Annotated in this window: 16 protein-coding genes; 6 read left to right on the top strand and 10 right to left on the bottom strand. The window is 61.0% G+C overall.

All coding sequences use genetic code 11. The annotated features are described in order from the left end of the window. Positions 1–8 precede the first annotated feature (8 nt). Positions 9–1,124 carry a glutamate 5-kinase gene (gene proB / locus NW814_RS03105; RefSeq protein ID WP_414395981.1) on the top strand — a complete coding sequence of 372 codons (1,116 nt, stop codon included), beginning with the start codon at positions 9–11 and terminating at the stop codon, positions 1,122–1,124. Between the two features lie 3 nt (positions 1,125–1,127). Here proB and arsJ read toward each other — a convergent pair whose 3' ends face one another. The 3 genes from arsJ to ahcY form a co-directional block, all read right to left on the bottom strand. Beyond that, the gene (arsJ, locus tag NW814_RS03100; RefSeq protein WP_414405169.1) at positions 1,128–2,414 is read right to left on the bottom strand and encodes an organoarsenical effux MFS transporter ArsJ; all 1,287 of its coding nucleotides are present in this window, start codon (positions 2,412–2,414) and stop codon (positions 1,128–1,130) included. A gap of 19 nt (positions 2,415–2,433) precedes the next feature. Further along, positions 2,434–3,444, bottom strand: a complete 1,011-nt coding sequence (locus NW814_RS03095) for an ArsJ-associated glyceraldehyde-3-phosphate dehydrogenase (RefSeq protein WP_414395978.1) — start codon at positions 3,442–3,444, stop codon at positions 2,434–2,436. A gap of 114 nt (positions 3,445–3,558) precedes the next feature. Then, positions 3,559–4,839, bottom strand: coding sequence for an adenosylhomocysteinase (gene ahcY / locus NW814_RS03090; RefSeq protein WP_414395976.1), 1,281 nt, complete (start codon positions 4,837–4,839; stop codon positions 3,559–3,561). 68 nt (positions 4,840–4,907) lie between these two features. On the opposite strand from ahcY, the gene ruvX reads away from it, so the two are divergent. Continuing rightward, positions 4,908–5,387, top strand: a complete 480-nt coding sequence (ruvX, locus tag NW814_RS03085) for a Holliday junction resolvase RuvX (protein WP_414405168.1) — start codon at positions 4,908–4,910, stop codon at positions 5,385–5,387. Here ruvX and NW814_RS03080 read toward each other — a convergent pair. Both NW814_RS03080 and NW814_RS03075 read right to left on the bottom strand, forming a co-directional pair. Continuing rightward, entirely contained in the window at positions 5,354–5,761 is a 408-nt protein-coding gene (locus tag NW814_RS03080) for a YraN family protein (protein ID WP_414405167.1), read from the bottom strand. The genes ruvX and NW814_RS03080 overlap by 34 nt on opposite strands. Beyond that, a complete protein-coding gene (locus NW814_RS03075; protein WP_414396121.1) occupies positions 5,739–5,861 on the bottom strand; it encodes a hypothetical protein in 123 nt (40 codons plus the stop codon). Before NW814_RS03075 ends, NW814_RS03080 begins: the two co-directional genes overlap by 23 nt. Positions 5,862–5,993: 132 nt before the next feature. Between NW814_RS03075 and NW814_RS03070 the strand changes: the two genes are divergently transcribed. Both NW814_RS03070 and NW814_RS03065 read left to right on the top strand, forming a co-directional pair. Continuing rightward, complete coding sequence (locus tag NW814_RS03070; protein WP_414405166.1) at positions 5,994–6,857, top strand: M48 family metallopeptidase; 864 nt, start codon at positions 5,994–5,996, stop codon at positions 6,855–6,857. 8 nt (positions 6,858–6,865) lie between these two features. Beyond that, positions 6,866–7,789, top strand: coding sequence for a PfkB family carbohydrate kinase (locus tag NW814_RS03065; RefSeq protein ID WP_414405165.1), 924 nt, complete (start codon positions 6,866–6,868; stop codon positions 7,787–7,789). Between the two features lie 379 nt (positions 7,790–8,168). Here the strand turns inward: NW814_RS03065 and NW814_RS03060 are convergent, their stop codons facing one another. The 4 genes from NW814_RS03060 to pyrR are packed head-to-tail and all read right to left on the bottom strand — an operon-like array spanning position 8,169 to position 12,127. After that, positions 8,169–9,893 (bottom strand): ABC transporter ATP-binding protein, encoded by a 1,725-nt coding sequence (locus tag NW814_RS03060; protein ID WP_414405164.1) that lies wholly within the window; start codon positions 9,891–9,893, stop codon positions 8,169–8,171. 45 nt (positions 9,894–9,938) lie between these two features. Further along, a complete protein-coding gene (locus NW814_RS03055) occupies positions 9,939–10,532 on the bottom strand; it encodes a metal-binding protein (protein WP_414405163.1) in 594 nt (197 codons plus the stop codon). 30 nt (positions 10,533–10,562) lie between these two features. After that, positions 10,563–11,540 carry a putative 2-dehydropantoate 2-reductase gene (locus tag NW814_RS03050; protein ID WP_414405162.1) on the bottom strand — a complete coding sequence of 326 codons (978 nt, stop codon included), beginning with the start codon at positions 11,538–11,540 and terminating at the stop codon, positions 10,563–10,565. A gap of 47 nt (positions 11,541–11,587) precedes the next feature. Then, on the bottom strand, positions 11,588–12,127 hold the full coding sequence (gene pyrR, locus NW814_RS03045; protein WP_414405161.1) for a bifunctional pyr operon transcriptional regulator/uracil phosphoribosyltransferase PyrR: 540 nt from the start codon (positions 12,125–12,127) through the stop codon (positions 11,588–11,590). Positions 12,128–12,219: 92 nt separating this feature from the next. Between pyrR and NW814_RS03040 the strand changes: the two genes are divergently transcribed. After that, positions 12,220–12,762 (top strand): pentapeptide repeat-containing protein, encoded by a 543-nt coding sequence (locus NW814_RS03040; RefSeq protein ID WP_414405160.1) that lies wholly within the window; start codon positions 12,220–12,222, stop codon positions 12,760–12,762. 60 nt (positions 12,763–12,822) lie between these two features. Here NW814_RS03040 and NW814_RS03035 read toward each other — a convergent pair whose 3' ends face one another. Next, entirely contained in the window at positions 12,823–13,536 is a 714-nt protein-coding gene (locus tag NW814_RS03035; protein WP_414405220.1) for a heme oxygenase (biliverdin-producing), read from the bottom strand. Between the two features lie 436 nt (positions 13,537–13,972). On the opposite strand from NW814_RS03035, the gene rpoB reads away from it, so the two are divergent. Further along, positions 13,973–17,359, top strand: a complete 3,387-nt coding sequence (gene rpoB / locus NW814_RS03030; RefSeq protein ID WP_414405159.1) for a DNA-directed RNA polymerase subunit beta — start codon at positions 13,973–13,975, stop codon at positions 17,357–17,359. The last annotated feature ends 94 nt before the right edge of the window (positions 17,360–17,453 follow it).

Raw genomic sequence — 17,453 nt, 5'->3', positions numbered from 1 at the left:
TTAGCGATATGGCAGCTACAGAGGGAACCATTGTCGTCAAAATCGGCACCTCCAGCTTGACGGATCCGCAGACGGGCTCCCTGCGCCTTTCCGTGTTGGGGCCCCTGGTGGAGGTGCTGACGCGGCTGCGCAACCAGGGCTATGCGGTAATCCTGGTCTCCTCCGGGGCGGTGGGGATAGGCTGTGCCCGCCTGGGCTTGCGCCAACGGCCGACGGCAATTGCGGAAAAGCAGGCGGTGGCGGCGGTGGGTCAGGGACGGCTGATTCGCCTGTACGACGATCTCTTCTCTGCTCTCAACCAACCCATTGCCCAGGTGCTGCTCACCCGAGGCGACTTCGTGGAGCGCAGCCGCTACGTCAATGCCAATCGCACCTTCACCCAACTGCTGCAGATGGGGGTTATCCCCATCGTCAACGAAAACGACACGGTGGCGGTGGAGGAGCTGAAGTTTGGCGACAACGACTCCCTCTCTGCCCTGGTGGCGAGCATGGTGCAGGCCAAGTGGCTGATCCTCCTCACCGATGTGGACAGGCTCTACTCCGCTGATCCCCACCGCGATCCCTCCGCCGAGCCCATCGAGCGGGTGGAGCACGGCATGCCTTTGCGGGTGAAGGCGGAAGCCCACGGCAACAGTGGCTGGGGCACCGGCGGCATGGCAACCAAGCTCGCTGCGGCTCAAATCGCCACCGCTGCCGGCGTGACGGTCGTGATCACCAACGGCAAACGGCCCGACCAGATCCCAGCCATCTTAGCCGGCGAGCCCATTGGCACCCGCTTTGAGCCCGCTCCTCAGCCGGTTAGCGCCCGCAAGCGGTGGATTGCCTACGGCCTTATCCCCGAGGGATCCCTGACCTTGGATGAGGGAGCCGTGCGGGCAATCTGTGAGCAGGGGCGCTCGCTGCTGCCAGCGGGGATTACCGACGTTTCTGGCGACTTTGAGGCGGGGGCTGCCGTGCGCCTGTGCGATCCCAGCGGGCGAGAGGTGGGGCGGGGCCTAGTCAACTACAGCGCCGAGGAACTGCGGCGGATCAAAGGCAAGAAAACTGCTGAAATCCCCTACATCTTGGGCTACGAGGGAGTCGATACCGCTGTCCATCGGGATAACCTGGTCCTGCTGGAGTGACACTCAGTCGCCGGGCTTGACCACCCACTCCACAGGGGTTTTGGTGGGATCCGGCAATTTCAGCGAAAACAGCCCCGCCATCAAAATCAACAGGGTGGAAAACCAGAGGCAGCCCTCCAAACCGTAGAACTGGAAGACAAGCCCCGAAGTTACCGTTCCCAGCAGCCGCCCGCCAGAATTGGCCATGTAGTAGAAGCCCACATTGAGGGCCACCTCGTCGTCTTCGGTGTAGGCCAGCACTAGATAAGAGTGCACCGCCGAGTTAAAGGCAAAAACAATCCCAAAGAGGATGAGGCCGCCAGTGACCACCCACTCCGGCGGGAGGTCGGCCATGAAGGCGGTGGCAATGATGGCCGGCACTGCGGTCAAGGTAAACGTCCAGATTTGGATAGTGCGGGCCTTGGGCGCGCGGCCCGGGCGACCCCCTCCCAACAGCTGCGGCGCCAGAAACTGGATGATCCCATAGCCGATGACCCAGATGGCCATGTAGCTGCCCACCTGTATGAAGGTCCAGCCCAGGCTGTCGTAGAGAAACACGGGCAGGGCCACCACAAACCACACATCCCGCGACCCGAACAGGAAAAAGCGGGCTGCTGAGAGAAGGTTGATCTCGCGGCTTTTGGAAAACAGGCGTTTGAAGGGGATCTTCGCCTTAACCTTGCCCATGTCTGCTGGCAGCAGCGCCCCCGAACAGAAGATCAACGCCAGCGCCCCCGCCTGCACGAAGTTGGCCATGCGGAAGCCCATGGGATCGCCGTAGATCTCGGTGAAGATCTGCAGCAGGGCCGCTCCCACAAAGAACCCCACCCCCTTGAGGGCGTTTTTGGATCCCGTCAGCATGGCCACCCAGCGGAAGAGGCGGGATTCAGCCTCCCTGGGCACCACCAGGCGGATGGCGCTCTTGGAGCTCATCTTGGTGAGATCTTTGGCGATCCCGGCTAGGGCTTGGGCCGTCATCACATAGGCCACCTGGCCCCAGACCGGCCACTGCAGGTTGATCACCCCCAGCATCACCAGGCCAAAGATCTGAATGGCAATGCCGCCGTAGAGGGTCAGCCGCAGGCCAAAGAGGGATCCAATCCAGCCGCCCAGGAAGTTGGTGATCACCCCGAAGATCTCGTAGAAGAGGAACAGCATGGCAATCTGAATCGGGGTGAAGCCCAACTTGTGGAAGTGGAGCAGCACCAACATGCGGATGGCGCCGTCGGTGATGGTAAAACCCCAGTAGGCAGCGGTTACCAGGGCGTAGTTGCGCACAGCAGCAGCCTGGGCGCTTGAGGCAGCAGTCATGGGCAGGTCTCCAAAGGACTTACAGACTAAGGGCCACCTTGCGGGCCAATTCCGCCATGCGGTTGGCGTAGCCCCATTCGTTGTCGTACCAGGCCAGAACCTTTACCTGGGTGCCGTCCACCACCAGGGTTGAGAGGGCATCCACAATGCTGGAGCGGGGATCTCCCTTGAAATCCACGGAAACCAAGGGCAACTCCTCATAGCCTAGGATGCCCTTGAGTTCGCCCTCGGCTGCCGTTTTTAAAAGACGATTAACCTCTTCCACGGTGGTAGGCCGCCTCACCTCAAACACGGCGTCGGTCAAAGAGGCATTCAGCAGGGGCACGCGCACCGCAATGCCGTTGAGCTTGCCATTTAACTCGGGGTAGATAAGGCCAATGGCTGTGGCAGAACCGGTGGTGGTAGGCACCAAGGAGAGCAAAGCCGAGCGGGCTCGCCGCAGATCCTTGTGGGGAGCATCCACCAGCGTTTGAGTGTTGGTAACAGCGTGGACGGTGGTGATCACCCCGTGCAGGATGCCGATCCCCTCGTGGATGACTTTCACCAAGGGGGCCAAGCAGTTGGTGGTGCAGGAGGCGGCGGTGAGCAGGTGGTGGCGGGACGGGTCGTAGAGGTGGTCGTTGACGCCCATGACAATGTTGAGGGCCTCTTTGTCCTGGACGGGAGCAGCCACAATGACCTTGCGCACCCCAGCCTTGAAGTAGGCCTCTAGCTCTGCGGCTTTCACAAACTTCCCTGAGCACTCCAGCACCAGGTCGATCCCCAACTCAGCCCAGGGCACTTCGCCAGGAGATTTGCACTCGCTAAAGGTCAGGATTTTGTCCTGGATGCGCAACTTCTGGTCGGATCCCTCGATGTCGAGGTTCCAGCGGCCCTGCACCGAGTCGAACTTAAGCAAGTGAGCTGCGGCAGCAGGCCCGCCCTTGATCTCGTTGATGTGGGCAAACTCCAGCTCCGGCCAACCCCAAGCTGCCCGCAGCACCAAGCGTCCAATGCGGCCAAAACCATTGATGCCTACCCGCGCCGCCATCCCCCTCTCCTCCCAACTTGCAGCCAGGGAGAACCTCGCCTAGAGCTTATCAGAAGCACCCCTGCATTTCAAGTTGGGAAGCTGGGCAAGAGTCCACTAGCAGCAGCGTGTCCTTTAGGTTCCTACAGTCCAGGTGTTGCCATACTCAATCTGCTCCGGGGTGAGGCTGTCGATCTGGACCCCCATGGCCTTGAGCTTAAGGCGGGCAATGGCCTCATCCACCTCAGGAGGGATGGGGTGCAGCCCTGGAGCCAGCCGACCCCGGTTTTTCACCAGGTACTCGCAGGCCAGCGCCTGGTTGGCAAAGCTCATGTCCATAACGCTAGCCGGGTGGCCTTCGGCAGCAGCTAGGTTGATGAGCCGGCCCTCTCCCAGCACGAATACCGATTTGCCCGATTGAAGACGGTACTCTTCCACGAAGGGGCGTACTGTCTGCCGGGAAACGGCTCGCTCCTGCAGGGCCCCTAGGTCAATCTCGATATCGAAGTGGCCGGCGTTACAGACCATTGCCCCATCCTTCATGGCGTCGAAGTGCTCGCCGCGGAGGACATGCTTGTTGCCCGTGACTGTGATGAACAGATCCCCCAGGGGGGCAGCCTCGGCCATGGGCAGAACGCGAAAGCCGTCCATGACCGCTTCCAGGGCCCGCACCGGGTTGACCTCGGTCACGATGACCTGGGATCCCATGCCTCGGGCTCGCATCGCCACTCCCCTGCCGCACCAGCCATAGCCGGCCACCACCACCGTCTTCCCGGCCAGGAGAAGGTTGGTACAGCGCAGAACCCCGTCTAGGGTGGATTGGCCAGTGCCGTAGCGGTTGTCAAACAGGTGTTTGGTTGCAGCGTCGTTAACGGTCATCACCGGGAAGCTGAGCACCCCCGCCTTCAGCATGGCCCGCAGGCGCACCAAACCGGTGGTGGTCTCCTCCGTGGTGCCGATGAGCTCGGAGAGCTGCTCCTGCCGACGCTGCACCAGCTCCGCCGTTACATCGCCGCCGTCGTCGATGATGAGGTTGGGGCGGTGATCCAGGGCAATCTGGACATGGCGGCGGTAGGTTTCCACATCCTCCCCCTTGATGGCGAAGACTGAAATGCCGTAGTCGGCCACCAGGCTAGCGGCCACATCGTCTTGGGTGGAAAGAGGGTTGCTGGCAATGAGGACGCTCTCGGCTCCACCCGCCTGCAGAGTCAAGGCCAGATTGGCAGTTTCGGTGGTGACATGACAGCAGGCCACTAGGCGCAGGCCAGCCAAGGGCTTTTCTTGGGCAAAGCGCTCCCGGATCTGGGCCAGCACCGGCATCTCCCGCGCCGCCCACTGAATCCGCTGCTTGCCCAAGGGAGCAAGGCTCAGATCCTTGACTTCATGCTTAGGTAGAGACAGAGTAGCACTGCTCATGAGAAGACTCCCAACGAGGACTCCAGACAGGGAGAGGCCGTTCCAATGTCGCCAAGGTGGAGACCCGCATGTCGACAAGCCTGAACTATTCTCCCACAAGGGAGCCCTTTTCGGCGCTGGGGCTGGATGTGGGCGATCGCCGCATTGGTGTCGCCGGCTCCGATGGGCTGGGGCTGTTGGCCACTGGCCTGGGGGTGATCCAGCGCCGCTCCCTCGCAGAAGATATCGCCCAAGTGCAGGCGTGGATTCGCCGCCGCCAGGCCACTGTGGTGGTGGTTGGGATCCCTCTTTTGGCCGATGGCTCGGTGGGATCCCAAGCCCGCAAGGTGCAGCGCTTTGTGCAGGCTCTCCAGGCGGCTGTGGATTTACCCATAGAGACAGTTAACGAGTACCTAAGTACCGTGCAGGCGGAGTGGGATCTGCGCCAGGCAGGGATACCCGCCAAAGCCCAGAAGGGTTTAATCGATCAGCAGTCGGCGGCCGTGATTTTACAAACTTGGCTGGATGAGCGGCGCTACCGCTCCACCTCAAAGGCTCCCTGCCGATAGTCGGCCAAAGCGTAGCCACCACCAGGCCGATATTCCACGAGGGCCACATCGAAGCGGCAGGCTGCTTCCACTAACTGGGGATGCTGGCTCAGGAAGGCTTGGGCAGCTTGGATCAAGCGCTGCTGTTTCCGGGTCCCAACTGCCAAAAGTCCGCCCTGATCCCAGCCCTGGCCGCGGCGGGTTTTAACTTCCACAAAAACCAGCAGCCCTGCCTTGTAGGCCACCAGATCCACCTCCCCCCACTGGCAGCGCCACCGCCGGGCCAGGATCTGCCAGCCTTGCTCTTCCAGGTACCGCTGCACGCAGACCTCCCCGGCCCTGCCAGCCTCTTGAGGGGCGGTGTGCTTGCGCCTAGTGAGCAGAGCCGTTGCCATGATACTTGTCAGTGTCGTAGAAGCCGTTGCGGGTGCCAAAGTAGAAGCTTGCCAAAGAGAGGATCAGGGCAACCGCCACCAAGATCGATTTTGCCTCCACGCGGTTTTCTCCCACCTTTGTCCTCAGCCATGATAGCTTGCTCCGCCTTACCCCCTACCAGTTGAGGCAGAATGGGAGGAGCGTCGCTACTGCTTTTTGCCTCTCAAGCTTACCGTTTTCCTGCAGCCTCGTATGTCTTCCGCGCCCTCTATGCCAACTGCTTCCAGCAAGCCTCGCCTCCTCTTGGGCCTGCGGGCCGACGAGTTTCGCCATCCAGTGGATCTGCAAGCCACCCGCTCTCTGCAGCAGCTGCCGGGCCTAGGCCTGCTGATTCAAAACTTGCTTGGCTCCACGGCGGGTGAGATGTTTTACCTGGATAACATTGCCTCCAGCATCCAAATCAACGAGCAGCAGTTGCCGGAAGTTTACCAGCTTTTGGTTCAAGCCTGCCGCATTTTGGATCTGGAGGTGCCCCAGCTCTATGTGCGGCAAAACCCTGTGCCCAACGCCTACACTTTTGCCATGCAGGGGAAAAAGCCTTTCATTGTCTTGCACAGCTCCCTGCTGGATTTGCTGGAGCCAAAGGAACTGCAAGCTGTCATTGCCCATGAACTGGGCCATCTCAAATGCAACCACGGCGTCTATCTGACGATGGCCAACCTTCTCGTGCTCTCCACCAGCTTGCTCCCCTTTGGCGGCCTGTTCTACCGCGCCCTGCAGGATCAACTGCTGCACTGGCTGCGCTGTGCTGAGTTTACCTGCGACCGGGCAGCGCTGCTGGTTACCCAGGACGCCAGAACCGTAATCTCAGTGCTGATGAAGCTGTGCGGCGGCTCGCCGCAGTTGGCCGCCAAGCTCAACGTGGATGCCTTTCTGGAACAGGCCCGCACCTACGAGGAGCTGGATAGCGATCTCTGGCAACTGGAGCTCAAGCAACTCCAAACCCTTGGCCGTACCCATCCGTTGCCAGTGCTGCGAGCCCGGGAGATTGAGCGCTGGTTCCGCAGTAACACTTATCAGCAAATTCTCGAGCGGCACGGCGTTCCCGCGTTCTAGAAACCAGGATGGCTCTTCTCGAAGCGCCGCTTGGCCCGCCGCTGATCTTGGGAGAGGTTCTTCTGGATTGCTTCCCTGACGGGGTGGTGCTGGGGGGAGCCGCTTTGAATGTGGCCTGGAACCTCAAGGGACTGGGGCTGGATCCCCTCCTGATTAGCCGCATTGGCCAGGATGAGGCAGCGGAACAGGTGTTGAGGGCGCTGCGGCGGCAGGGGCTACGTCTAGAGGGGCTGCAGCGGGATCCGGCTCACCCCACCGGTCAAGTCCAGGTCACCCTCGACAGGGAGGGCATCCCAACCTTTGCCATCCTGCCGGAGCAGGCCTATGACTTCATCGAGCTGGATCCGGCTGTCCTTAGGGCCTTCCAGCCCAGCCTCCTCTACCGGGGTAGTCTGGCCGCACGGCAAGAGTCAGCCCACCGCCATTTCCAGGAGGCCATCCTGGCTTTAGGCTGTCCGGTGTTTTTGGACCTCAACTTGCGGGATCCCTGGTGGCACCCAGGCCCCATCCGGGAGATGCTGCGCACCTGCACTTGGCTGAAGCTCAACCAGGCGGAGCTAGAGCAAGTGGTTCAGCTGGAAGGGATCCCTGGCGGGGAGGTGGTGGAGCAGGGGCAGCTCTTGCGGGCGCAGTTGGGCCTCAAGGGCTTGTTCCTAACTTTGGGGGCGGCAGGGGCGTTCTTGTTTACGGCTGAGAGGGTGTATCGGGCGGAGGCGGTGCCAGCGCTACGGCTGGTGGATACAGTAGGGGCAGGGGATGGGTTTAGCGCTGTGGCCATCCTAGGCCTGCTGCGAAGGTGGCCAGAAGCAGTACTGCTGCAGCGGGCAGTGGAGTTTGCCGCAGCCATCTGTGGAGTTGCGGGGGGTGCACCCCAAGACCCAGAGTTCTACTGCCCTTTCCGGCAGCGGTGGGGGCTCTCCCCTAGTCCTTGACTCCCTGGACAATGAGGACTCCGTCCGTTCGCGTAGCGGGCCAGAGGCCTTAGAGCGCCAGCGCCACCTTGTGGCATAATAAGCCCTTTGCCTTGACGTGGACCGGCTGAGCTAGTAGGCTTGCAAGTATTCTGGTAGGCACTTTGCCTAGGCTAAAGTTGGCTCCGTCTTTAGCCGGTGTGCTCGATCAAGAGCAAGGAGCAACTACCTGCAGCTCGCGGGGAAGTCACGCCTGTGGAGATCCCTCTGGCGGGGTAGTAGGTGTTGAGCCTGCCACTAGCTACGGGTCGTGGAAGCAGGAAGAAAGCAGAAGCGCAGCAAACACTGCCCTACCTCAAATAGGAGTGTTTGTGAACGTTTCGTGGGTCTTTCAGAGCGGCTACTGAAACTGGCGCCAGTGGAGCTGGGCGTAGCGTCCTCCTTTAACCAGGAGCTCGCGGGGGTTGCCCTGCTCTAGAAGTTGCCCCTCTTCGAGGACAAAAACGCGATGGGCGCTGCGCACCGTGGAGAGGCGGTGGGCAATAACAAAAACGGTACAGCGCTGCATGAGCCGCTGCAGGGCCTCCTGCACCAAGGCTTCCGACTCGTTATCCAAGGCGGAGGTCGCCTCGTCCAGGATCAGAATCTTGGGGTTGAGCAGCACAGCGCGGGCAATAGCTAGCCGCTGCCGCTGACCGCCGGAGAGGGTGATCCCACGCTCGCCAATGCGGGTAGCGTAGCCATCTGGCAGACTCTCGATGAAGGTGTCAATGTTGGCTATGCGGGCTGCCTCCCTCACAGCCTCCAAGTCAAAGTGCTCTTGTCCGTAGGCGATATTGCTGGCAATGGTGCCGGAAAAGAGGGTAATCTCCTGGGGGACGATGCCAATTTGGCGACGCAAACTTTTGAGGGTGACGGTGCGGATATCGATGCTGTCGATGCGAATACACCCCTGCTGCGGATCGTAGAAGCGAGGGATCAAATTCACCAAAGTCGACTTGCCGGCCCCGGAGGATCCCACTAGAGCAACAATCTCGCCGGGAGCTACCTGAAAGCTGATGTCTTTAAGCACCGGCTGACCCGGCTTGTAGGCAAAGGAGACCCGATCGAACTCCACCCAGCCCTGAATCGGCGGCAGGGGGCGGGCGCCAGGCAGCTCGCGCACGCGGGGTCGGGTATCTAGGAGCTCAAAGATCCGCTCCACGGAAGCCTCCCCTTGCTTTAGGTCGCTGTAGTTATTGGTGATGTGGACAAGGGGATCGATGAGCAGAGCCACCCCCGCAATGAAGCCGAGGAACTGGCTGCCGGTCAGGTTGCCCTCGCTAATCTGCCAGCCCCCTACCCAGAATACCCCCAGGACGCTCATGGCGTAGAGAAAGCCCACCACCGGGTCTTGGATGGCTTTGACCTGTTCGGTTTGAAAGCGAGCCAGGCGGTTGCTTTCGGCCAGGGCGCTGAAGCGGCGGATCTCGTAGTCCTCGGCAGCAAAGGCGCGGGTGAGGCTGACGGCGGCAAAGACTTCCGTTAACAGAGAAGACAGGTCGGCCATGCTCTTCTGGTTGCGGCGAGAGCGCTGCAGCAGCCGCTCTCCAAACCAACTGATCAGGGCGCCCATCAGGGGAGCAATCACCAGGGTGGTTAGGGTGAGGATGCCGTTGAGGTAGAACAAGTAGGCCACCACGGCTAGGATGGTGAGCACGCTGGGGATAAAGCGGTGGAAAAACCGCTGTACCACCTCCCCCACCCGATCCAGGTCGCTGGTGAGGCGATAGACAAGGTCACCCGTGCGGCTCCCGGAAAAATAGTCCACGTCCAATCCTTGCAAGTGGGCGTAGACTCGCTGCCGCAGCTCCAACACCATCTGCAGGGAGGCCCTGGCCATGAGGGTGTCCTGGCCGTACTGGAAGGCGCCACGCACTAAGAAGAACACCACCCCAATCAAGGCCAACGTCCGCAGTTCCCTGAGATCCCCAGCGCCAATGGAGCGAGCCACCCACTCGATCAAGTAGGCAAGGGCAGGCATGGTGAGGACAAAGCCAAGGGTACAGACTAGCCCCAGCAGCAACATCCACAGATGGGGCCGAATGAAGGGAAAGAGACGGCGATAGCTACGCAGCGGCTGCACCAAGGGCCATCCAAAAGGCTTCTGCCCCGATCAGCTTAGCGGAGATTAGCTCCTCAACGGCTGCCGAGATCCCCTCCTAGCAGCTTTTTTGCGGGATCTGAGGGAAACTGGCTCTCCTTTGGCCTCCCCCTGCCATCTTTTGCGCCAACGGCGCCAGCGGGAGACCAGGCAATCGCTGAGGCTGTGGTTAACGGATCCCAGCTCCAGCCCTAGGCCCACCCACCCCAGGGTCTCAGCGTGGGCTTGCAGCCACTGCCAGAGGTTGTCCCGCCAGATCCCCGGCTGCCACGGCCACCAGCCCAGGTGGGATCCCAGCCAGGCGGCGGTCAGGCCTACCCCTGTCACCCACAAGCCCAGGTAGAGGAGCCGCAGAGCAGTGCCCACCAGCGGCCCGTGGGACCAGAAGGAGCGGTGCCGCAGCCAGCGGCGGTAGGGAAGCCAAATCCAGCGCAGGAACAGCCAGCGGCGATACTGGCGAGAGTCAGTGTCCAGATCCCCGGAAAACATCAGGCCGCTGAAGAGATAGGCCGACCCCACCGCCAAAGCCACAGCGGCACTGTTGCCCAGCAAAGCCGCTGCCAAGGTAATGCCGGGAGCTGTCCAGAGGATGAGGCGATCGTGGGTGGATCCCCAGGGCATAAAGAGCTCAGCCCTCCCCTGGGGCTGAGTCTAGCCGCAAGTGGGGGAAAAAGCAGGGATCCCTCGATTGAGACGATCCAACACCTGCAACTGCCGGTAGAGCATCTCCACCCGCGGCATTTGGACTCCACCCTGCTGGGCATAGCGGAGAGGGTTGGCAAAAATAGCCTCCAGCTCCAGGGGACGCTTGCGCTCGTAGTCGATCTTCATGCTGGTGCGGTAGGGGACCATCTTCTCGGTGTTAGCCAGCATCTCGGGAATTAGGGAAGGGGGAAGCCGGCGACCACAGGCCGCAGCTCCCTCCACCACCTCTTGCATCAGGGCTTCTGCCAGGGCGCGGGCTTCCGGATCCCGGATCATCTGCTGGGTGTCGGCATTGAAAACAACCGAGAGGCCATTGAAGGGAATGTTCCAGACCAACTTCTGCCAGCGGGCTTCCATCAGATCCGGCGAGAGGGAGGTAGGGATCCCAGACCTTTGAAAATCGGCCTGGATCTGTTGCAGACGGGGCGTGATCCCCTGGGGGGCATAGCCAGGGCCATATTCGGCCAGCAGTACCGAGCCATAGTCGAGGTGGCGGATATGGCCAGGGCCAACTTTATTGGAGCTGATGAAACAGAGGCCCCCCACGACGCGCTCAGGGCCGACGCAGTTGGCAATCTCCGGCTCTGCGCCCAAGCCGTTTTGCAGCAGGATCACCACGCCCTTTTCAGCCAGCACAGGCGGCAGCAGCCGGGGCAGAAGGTGATTTTGGGTGGCTTTCAGGGCCACGATTACTCCCTCACAAGGGGGCATTGCCTCCACGGAGGCGTAGGCATTGACCTGGGGCAGGTGAAAGTCTCCCCAGCAGGATTCCACCCACAAGCCGTTTTGGCGCACCTGCTCGTAGTCGCTATGGAGCAGGAAATGCACCTCAAAGCCGGCCTGCTGTAGCTTGGCCCCGTAGAATCCTCCCACGGCGCCACTGCCCAAAACCGCATAGCGGCGGCTTTCCGGCAACTGGGACATCGCAAAACCTTGAGCCGATATCCCCACCCTAGCGCACTCTGGAGAGCTCACTCAGGATCAGGGTCGATCAGCAGCACCCGCTCCTCGCCGTCGGTTTCGCGCAGGTGCACCTTGACCATTTGCTCGGGAGTTGTGGTCAGCCTATGGCCGCAGTAATCCGGCTGAATGGGGAAGTGCCGATGGCCGCGGTCAATCAGCACGGCCAAGCGCACCCGTTCTGGGCGCCCAAAGTGGTTCAGGGCCTCCAAAGCCGCCCGAACAGTGCGGCCGTGAAAGATAACGTCGTCCACCAGCACCACCTCTTGGCCAGTGAGATCCCGGGGCATTTCACTGCGATCGGGAGTGCGCAGCCGGCCAGAGCCCAGATCGTCGCGGAAGAAGGTGATGTCCAACTCCCCTACCTGGGGCGGTATCCCAAACAGCTCGGCTATGCCATCCCGGAGCCGGTAGGCCAAAGGCACCCCGCGGGTGCGGATGCCGATCAACACCAGCCTGTCCAGGTGGGGGTGATCCCTGCCAATAGCGGCCGCCAAAGCCGCCATTTGCCTAGCCATCTCCTGGGCATTGAACACCTCGGTTGTGGACATGGACAGTTGAGGCCGACCTATAGGAGCCCAAGTTAGCCCAGATCCGCAGCCAGTAGGATAGGATATAAAGCCCTAGAAGGGAGAGATCCGCCATGTCCACTGCAGTGTCCGCTACAGGTCCAGCTTCGACGGAGAAAAGAGGGCCTAGGTGGGCCCGCTGTTTACGGGCCGTGCTGGCGGTTCTCCCTCTGCTGGCCTTGGGGTTATTCCTGCTGGGATCCCCGGCCTGGGCGGAAGACTACAGCAAGCGGGAGCTGCAGGGGGCAGACTTTGCCGGACAAGACCTGAGCGGCTGGAAATTTCTCAAAGCCAACCTGCGACAGAGCAATCTCAGCCACGTGAAGGCGGCAGGAGCCAATTTTTTCGGAGCCAACCTCAGCAAAGCTAACCTACGCGGAGCAGATCTGCGCGGCGCCACCCTGGACATGGCCAATTTGCAGGGTGCTGATCTGCGGGAAGCCCAACTGCAAGACAGCATGATGTGGCTGGTGCGGGTGGAAGGGGTCGAGATCGAGGGAGCAGATTTTACCAATGCTCTAATCCGCAAGGATGCCCTCGCCATCCTCTGCGATCGGGCTAGCGGCGTTAACCCGGTTACCGGCCGGGCCACCCGCGACACCCTGGGGTGCGACTAGCCCTCACCCCCAGCCCCCCTCTCTGGAAGCGAGGGGCGAAACTCTGGAAATAGCCCTAGCTCACGAGCTGGGGGCAGCCGCCTCTGAGGGGGCAGGCTTGCGCTGAAACTGACCCAGGAGCGAGTTCCAGGCTAGGCGTGCCATGGACAGCAGCCAATTGCCCTCCAGCTCTCTAAACAAGTCCATGTTGAGCTTGAAGGCGTAGTTGGCTTCTGCCACAATGCGCTCGATAGTAGCCTGGTCCAGCCCCAGCGCATCCAGTTGAGCGCGGTAGCGCTGCTTAAACTTGCCCTCGTGCGGGATCTGTTCAAAGTCGTAGAAGGCGGTGCCTTCCCCCGGTGGCAGGCCCAGGGCCCGGCGGGCAATGTTTTTCAGGATCTGGCCGCCCGACAGGTCGCCAATGTAGCGGGTGTAGGCGTGGGCAATCAGCAGAACCGGATCTTTTTCCACCACTTCTTGAATGCGGTTGACATAGACTTGGCAAGCGGGAGAGGGCTTGACCACAGAGGGCCAATGGGGACCGATGAAATAGTTCAAATCTTTCTCTAGGCTGGCCTTGCGCCACAATTCGGGGTAGTAGAGCTGACTCACTATCGGGTGCTCTCGCAACCGCGCAAACCCCTCTTCCAGCGCACTGTAGACAAAGTAGAAATTGCCCACGTAGCGGCTGTAGGTACGCCTATCAACCACTCCCTTGAGGAAACATTTGATAAAGGTCATATTCTCGGCCATGGTGTGGGACTGCTTGGTGCCCTCCCGCAACTGGGTTGACAGGCCAGCGTTTTGATTTTCTTGGCTGGGCAAACCCTTACTCACAAAACCCTCCTTGTAAAAAGTTGCTTGGCTCCGGCCATTGACCGGCTCATGGAGGCAGCGAGGGATGCCTCAGCAGCAGACCCGGCAAAGGCAACACAGACCGCTCGCTGCGGCAGCTAAACGCCCTTCTCCGGGGCTCGATGCTTCTTTTTCCCCCGCCATCCCTATCTAAGCAGCACTCGACTGGCGGTCAATGGCTTAAGCTTAGAATAATCCGCCCGAGTGTGAATGGATGTGAACAATCCTTAAGGCAGGTTGGAGAGGAAGCAGAGCTTGCTAGCTCCCAGGCTAAAGGCAGGAGTTGCCGCCAACCCTTGTAAAGTTCGTTGACGATCGTTGGCGGGGCTTCTATAATTGGAGGCCTGACTGCAGCGCAAGCCCTGCTAAGCAACGCATGAGCTCGTTAGCTGTTCCCTCCCCTGTTCTTACCTTACCTGACCTGGTAGAGATTCAGCGGGAAAGTTTCCTCTGGTTTTTACGGGAAGGGTTTGAAGAGGAGCTCCTGAGTTTTTCTCCCATCGTCGATTACACCGGCAAGCTGGAGCTGCACTTTCTGCCAGACTACCGGCCTGGGGATCCCTCCAAGGGGTACAAGATCAACAAGCCGCGCTACGACCCAGAGGAGGCCAAGCGGCGGGATGCCACCTATCAAGCCCAAATCCGGGTGCCGACGCGCTTAATCAACAAGGAGACGGGCGAAATCAAAGACATGGACGTCTTCATGGGCGAGCTGCCCTTGATGACGGATCGAGGCACCTTCATCATCAACGGCGCGGAGCGGGTGATCGTCAACCAGATTGTGCGCAGCCCCGGCGTTTACTACAAGGCGGAGCTGGACAAAAGTGGCCGCCGCACCTATAGCGCTAGCCTCATTCCCAACCGTGGTGCCTGGCTGAAGTTTGAGACGGACAAAAAGGGGCTGGTGTGGGTGCGCATCGACAAAACCCGCAAGCTCTCGGCAGCAGTTTTGCTCAAAGCTTTGGGCCTGAGTGACTCGGAGATCTACGACAGCCTGCGCCACCCCGAATTTTTCCAAAGAACCATGGAAGAGGAGGGGCACTACAGCGAAGAAGAGGCGCTGATGGAGCTCTACCGCAAGCTGCGGCCCGGGGAGCCTCCTACGGTCTCTGGCGGCCAGCAACTGCTAGAGTCGCGCTTTTTTGATCCCAAGCGCTACGACCTGGGGCGGGTAGGGCGCTACAAGCTCAACAAGAAGCTCAACCTGACGGTGCCCGAAAATGTTCGGGTGCTTACCGTTACCGACATTCTGGCCGTTATCGACTACCTCATCAACTTGGAATACGACATTGGCCAGGTGGATGACATTGACCACCTGGGCAATCGGCGGGTGCGCTCGGTGGGCGAGCTGCTGCAAAACCAGGTGCGGGTGGGCCTCAACCGCCTGGAGCGGATTATTCGCGAGCGCATGACGGTTTCCGAGTCGGAAAACCTTACCCCTGCCTCGCTGGTTAACCCCAAGCCCCTAGTGGCAGCTATTAAGGAGTTCTTCGGCTCCAGCCAGCTCTCCCAGTTCTTGGATCAGACCAACCCCCTGGCAGAGCTGACCCACAAGCGGCGGCTGTCGGCTCTGGGCCCTGGGGGCCTGACGCGGGAGCGGGCTGGCTTTGCCGTGCGGGACATCCACCCCAGCCACTACGGGCGCATCTGTCCCATCGAAACCCCCGAAGGGCCCAACGCCGGGTTGATTGGGTCTCTTGCTACCCACGCCCGCGTCAACCAATACGGCTTTATTGAAAGCCCCTACTACCGCGTCGAGAATGGCGTGGTGCGCAAAGACCTGGGGATGGTCTACCTCACCGCCGACGAAGAGGACGAGTACCGCGTGGCGCCAGGGGACGTGCCGGTGGACGCCGAAGGCCGCATCACTGCCGAGGTGGTGCCCGTGCGCTACCGCCAAGAATTCACCACTGCTCACCCCAGTGAGGTGCACTACGTACAGGTGTCGCCGGTGCAGGTGATCTCGGTGGCCACCTCGTTGATCCCCTTCCTGGAGCATGACGACGCCAACCGCGCCTTGATGGGAGCCAACATGCAGCGCCAGGCGGTGCCCCTGCTCAAGCCAGAGCGGCCCTACGTGGGCACAGGCCTGGAAGCCCAGGCGGCGCGGGACTCCGGCATGGTGGTGGTGTCGCGCACCAACGGGGTGGTGACCTATGTTTCCGCCGATGAAATCGTGGTGCGGCCCGAAGATGGGGGAGATCCCATTGTCTACCGCCTGCAAAAATATCAGCGCTCCAACCAAGACACCTGCCTCAACCAGCGTCCTCTGGTCTACGTGGGGGATCGGGTAGTGGCCGGCCAGGTGCTGGCTGACGGTCCAGCAACCGAGGGCGGCGAGCTGGCCCTAGGCCAGAACGTGCTGGTGGCCTACATGCCCTGGGAGGGCTACAACTACGAAGACGCCATCTTGATCAGCGAGCGGCTGGTCTACGATGATGTCTTCACCTCCGTGCACATCGAGAAATACGAAATTGAGGCCCGGCAGACCAAGCTGGGGCCAGAGGAGATTACCCGCGAGATCCCCAACGTGGGGGAAGATGCCCTGCGCAACCTGGACGAAAACGGCATTGTGCGCATTGGGGCTTGGGTGGAAGCCGGCGACATTCTGGTGGGCAAGGTTACGCCCAAAGGGGAGTCGGATCAGCCTCCGGAAGAGCGGCTGCTGCGGGCCATTTTCGGGGAGAAAGCTCGCGATGTGCGGGACAACTCCCTGCGCGTGCCCAACGGTGAGCGCGGGCGGGTGGTGGATGTGCGCATCTTTACCCGCGAGCAGGGGGATGAGCTGCCGCCGGGAGCCAACATGGTGGTGCGAGTCTACATTGCCCTCAAGCGCAAAATTCAGGTGGGAGATAAGATTGCTGGCCGCCACGGCAACAAAGGCATCATCTCCCGCATTTTGCCGGTTGAGGACATGCCCTATCTGCCCGATGGCACGCCGGTGGACGTGGTGCTCAACCCCCTGGGAGTGCCCTCCCGCATGAACGTGGGCCAAGTGTACGAGTGCCTGCTGGGCTGGGCCGCGGAGCACTTGGGGGTGCGCTTTAAGCTAATGCCCTTCGATGAAATGCACGGCCTGGAGGCTTCCCGACTGACCGTGGAAGCCAAGTTGCGGGAGGCGCGCGAGAAGACCGGCAAGGACTGGATCTTCAACCCTGAGGGCAAATACTGCGGCAAGGTGCAGGTGTTTGATGGCCGCACAGGCGAGCCCTTCGACCAGCCGGTTACGGTGGGCCGGGCCTACATGCTGAAGCTCGTGCACTTGGTGGACGACAAGATCCACGCCCGCTCCACCGGCCCCTACTCGCTGGTAACCCAGCAACCGCTGGGGGGTAAAGCCCAGCAGGGTGGCCAGCGCTTTGGGGAGATGGAGGTGTGGGCTTTGGAGGCGTTTGGGGCGGCCTACATCTTGCAGGAACTGCTCACGGTCAAGTCGGACGACATGGTGGGGCGCAACGAGGCCCTCAACGCCATCGTCAAGGGCAAGCCCATTCCTCGGCCGGGCACGCCGGAATCTTTCAAGGTGTTGGTGCGGGAGCTGCAGTCCCTGTGCCTGGACGTCTCCGTGTACAAGGTGGAGGTGGACAGCAAAGGCCAGCCCCACCATGTGGAGGTAGACCTAATGGCCGATGTCTCGACCCGCCATGTCCCTTCTCGGCCCACTTACCAGTCAATTACGGCTGAGGATCTCTCCCCAGCAGCCAGGGAAGGCTTCGTAGCTAGCCGCAACCGGGACGAGGAAGAAGACGAGGACGATTTTTAGGTGGCGCCAGGCAGGTTTCAGCCAAGGGAGGAAAGGGGGGAGGATCCCTCTCTCCTTCCTATCTAGGTGCTAAGGCAGCAAGTCAGGAGAAATG

The organism is Synechococcus sp. R65.1, assembly GCF_047461755.1.
In the GTDB taxonomy this organism is placed as follows: domain Bacteria; phylum Cyanobacteriota; class Cyanobacteriia; order Thermostichales; family Thermostichaceae; genus Thermostichus.
This window is presented reverse-complemented; position numbering and strand designations above follow the sequence as displayed.

Coding starts and splice junctions, on each gene's coding strand:
- proB (WP_414395981.1), top strand. CDS start 9: ATGGCAGCTACAGAGGGAACCATTGTCGTCAAAATCGGCACCTCCAGC.
- arsJ (WP_414405169.1), bottom strand. CDS start 2,414: ATGACTGCTGCCTCAAGCGCCCAGGCTGCTGCTGTGCGCAACTACGCC.
- NW814_RS03095 (WP_414395978.1), bottom strand. CDS start 3,444: ATGGCGGCGCGGGTAGGCATCAATGGTTTTGGCCGCATTGGACGCTTG.
- ahcY (WP_414395976.1), bottom strand. CDS start 4,839: ATGAGCAGTGCTACTCTGTCTCTACCTAAGCATGAAGTCAAGGATCTG.
- ruvX (WP_414405168.1), top strand. CDS start 4,908: ATGTCGACAAGCCTGAACTATTCTCCCACAAGGGAGCCCTTTTCGGCG.
- NW814_RS03080 (WP_414405167.1), bottom strand. CDS start 5,761: ATGGCAACGGCTCTGCTCACTAGGCGCAAGCACACCGCCCCTCAAGAG.
- NW814_RS03070 (WP_414405166.1), top strand. CDS start 5,994: ATGTCTTCCGCGCCCTCTATGCCAACTGCTTCCAGCAAGCCTCGCCTC.
- NW814_RS03065 (WP_414405165.1), top strand. CDS start 6,866: ATGGCTCTTCTCGAAGCGCCGCTTGGCCCGCCGCTGATCTTGGGAGAG.
- NW814_RS03055 (WP_414405163.1), bottom strand. CDS start 10,532: ATGCCCTGGGGATCCACCCACGATCGCCTCATCCTCTGGACAGCTCCC.
- NW814_RS03050 (WP_414405162.1), bottom strand. CDS start 11,540: ATGTCCCAGTTGCCGGAAAGCCGCCGCTATGCGGTTTTGGGCAGTGGC.
- pyrR (WP_414405161.1), bottom strand. CDS start 12,127: ATGTCCACAACCGAGGTGTTCAATGCCCAGGAGATGGCTAGGCAAATG.
- NW814_RS03040 (WP_414405160.1), top strand. CDS start 12,220: ATGTCCACTGCAGTGTCCGCTACAGGTCCAGCTTCGACGGAGAAAAGA.
- rpoB (WP_414405159.1), top strand. CDS start 13,973: ATGAGCTCGTTAGCTGTTCCCTCCCCTGTTCTTACCTTACCTGACCTG.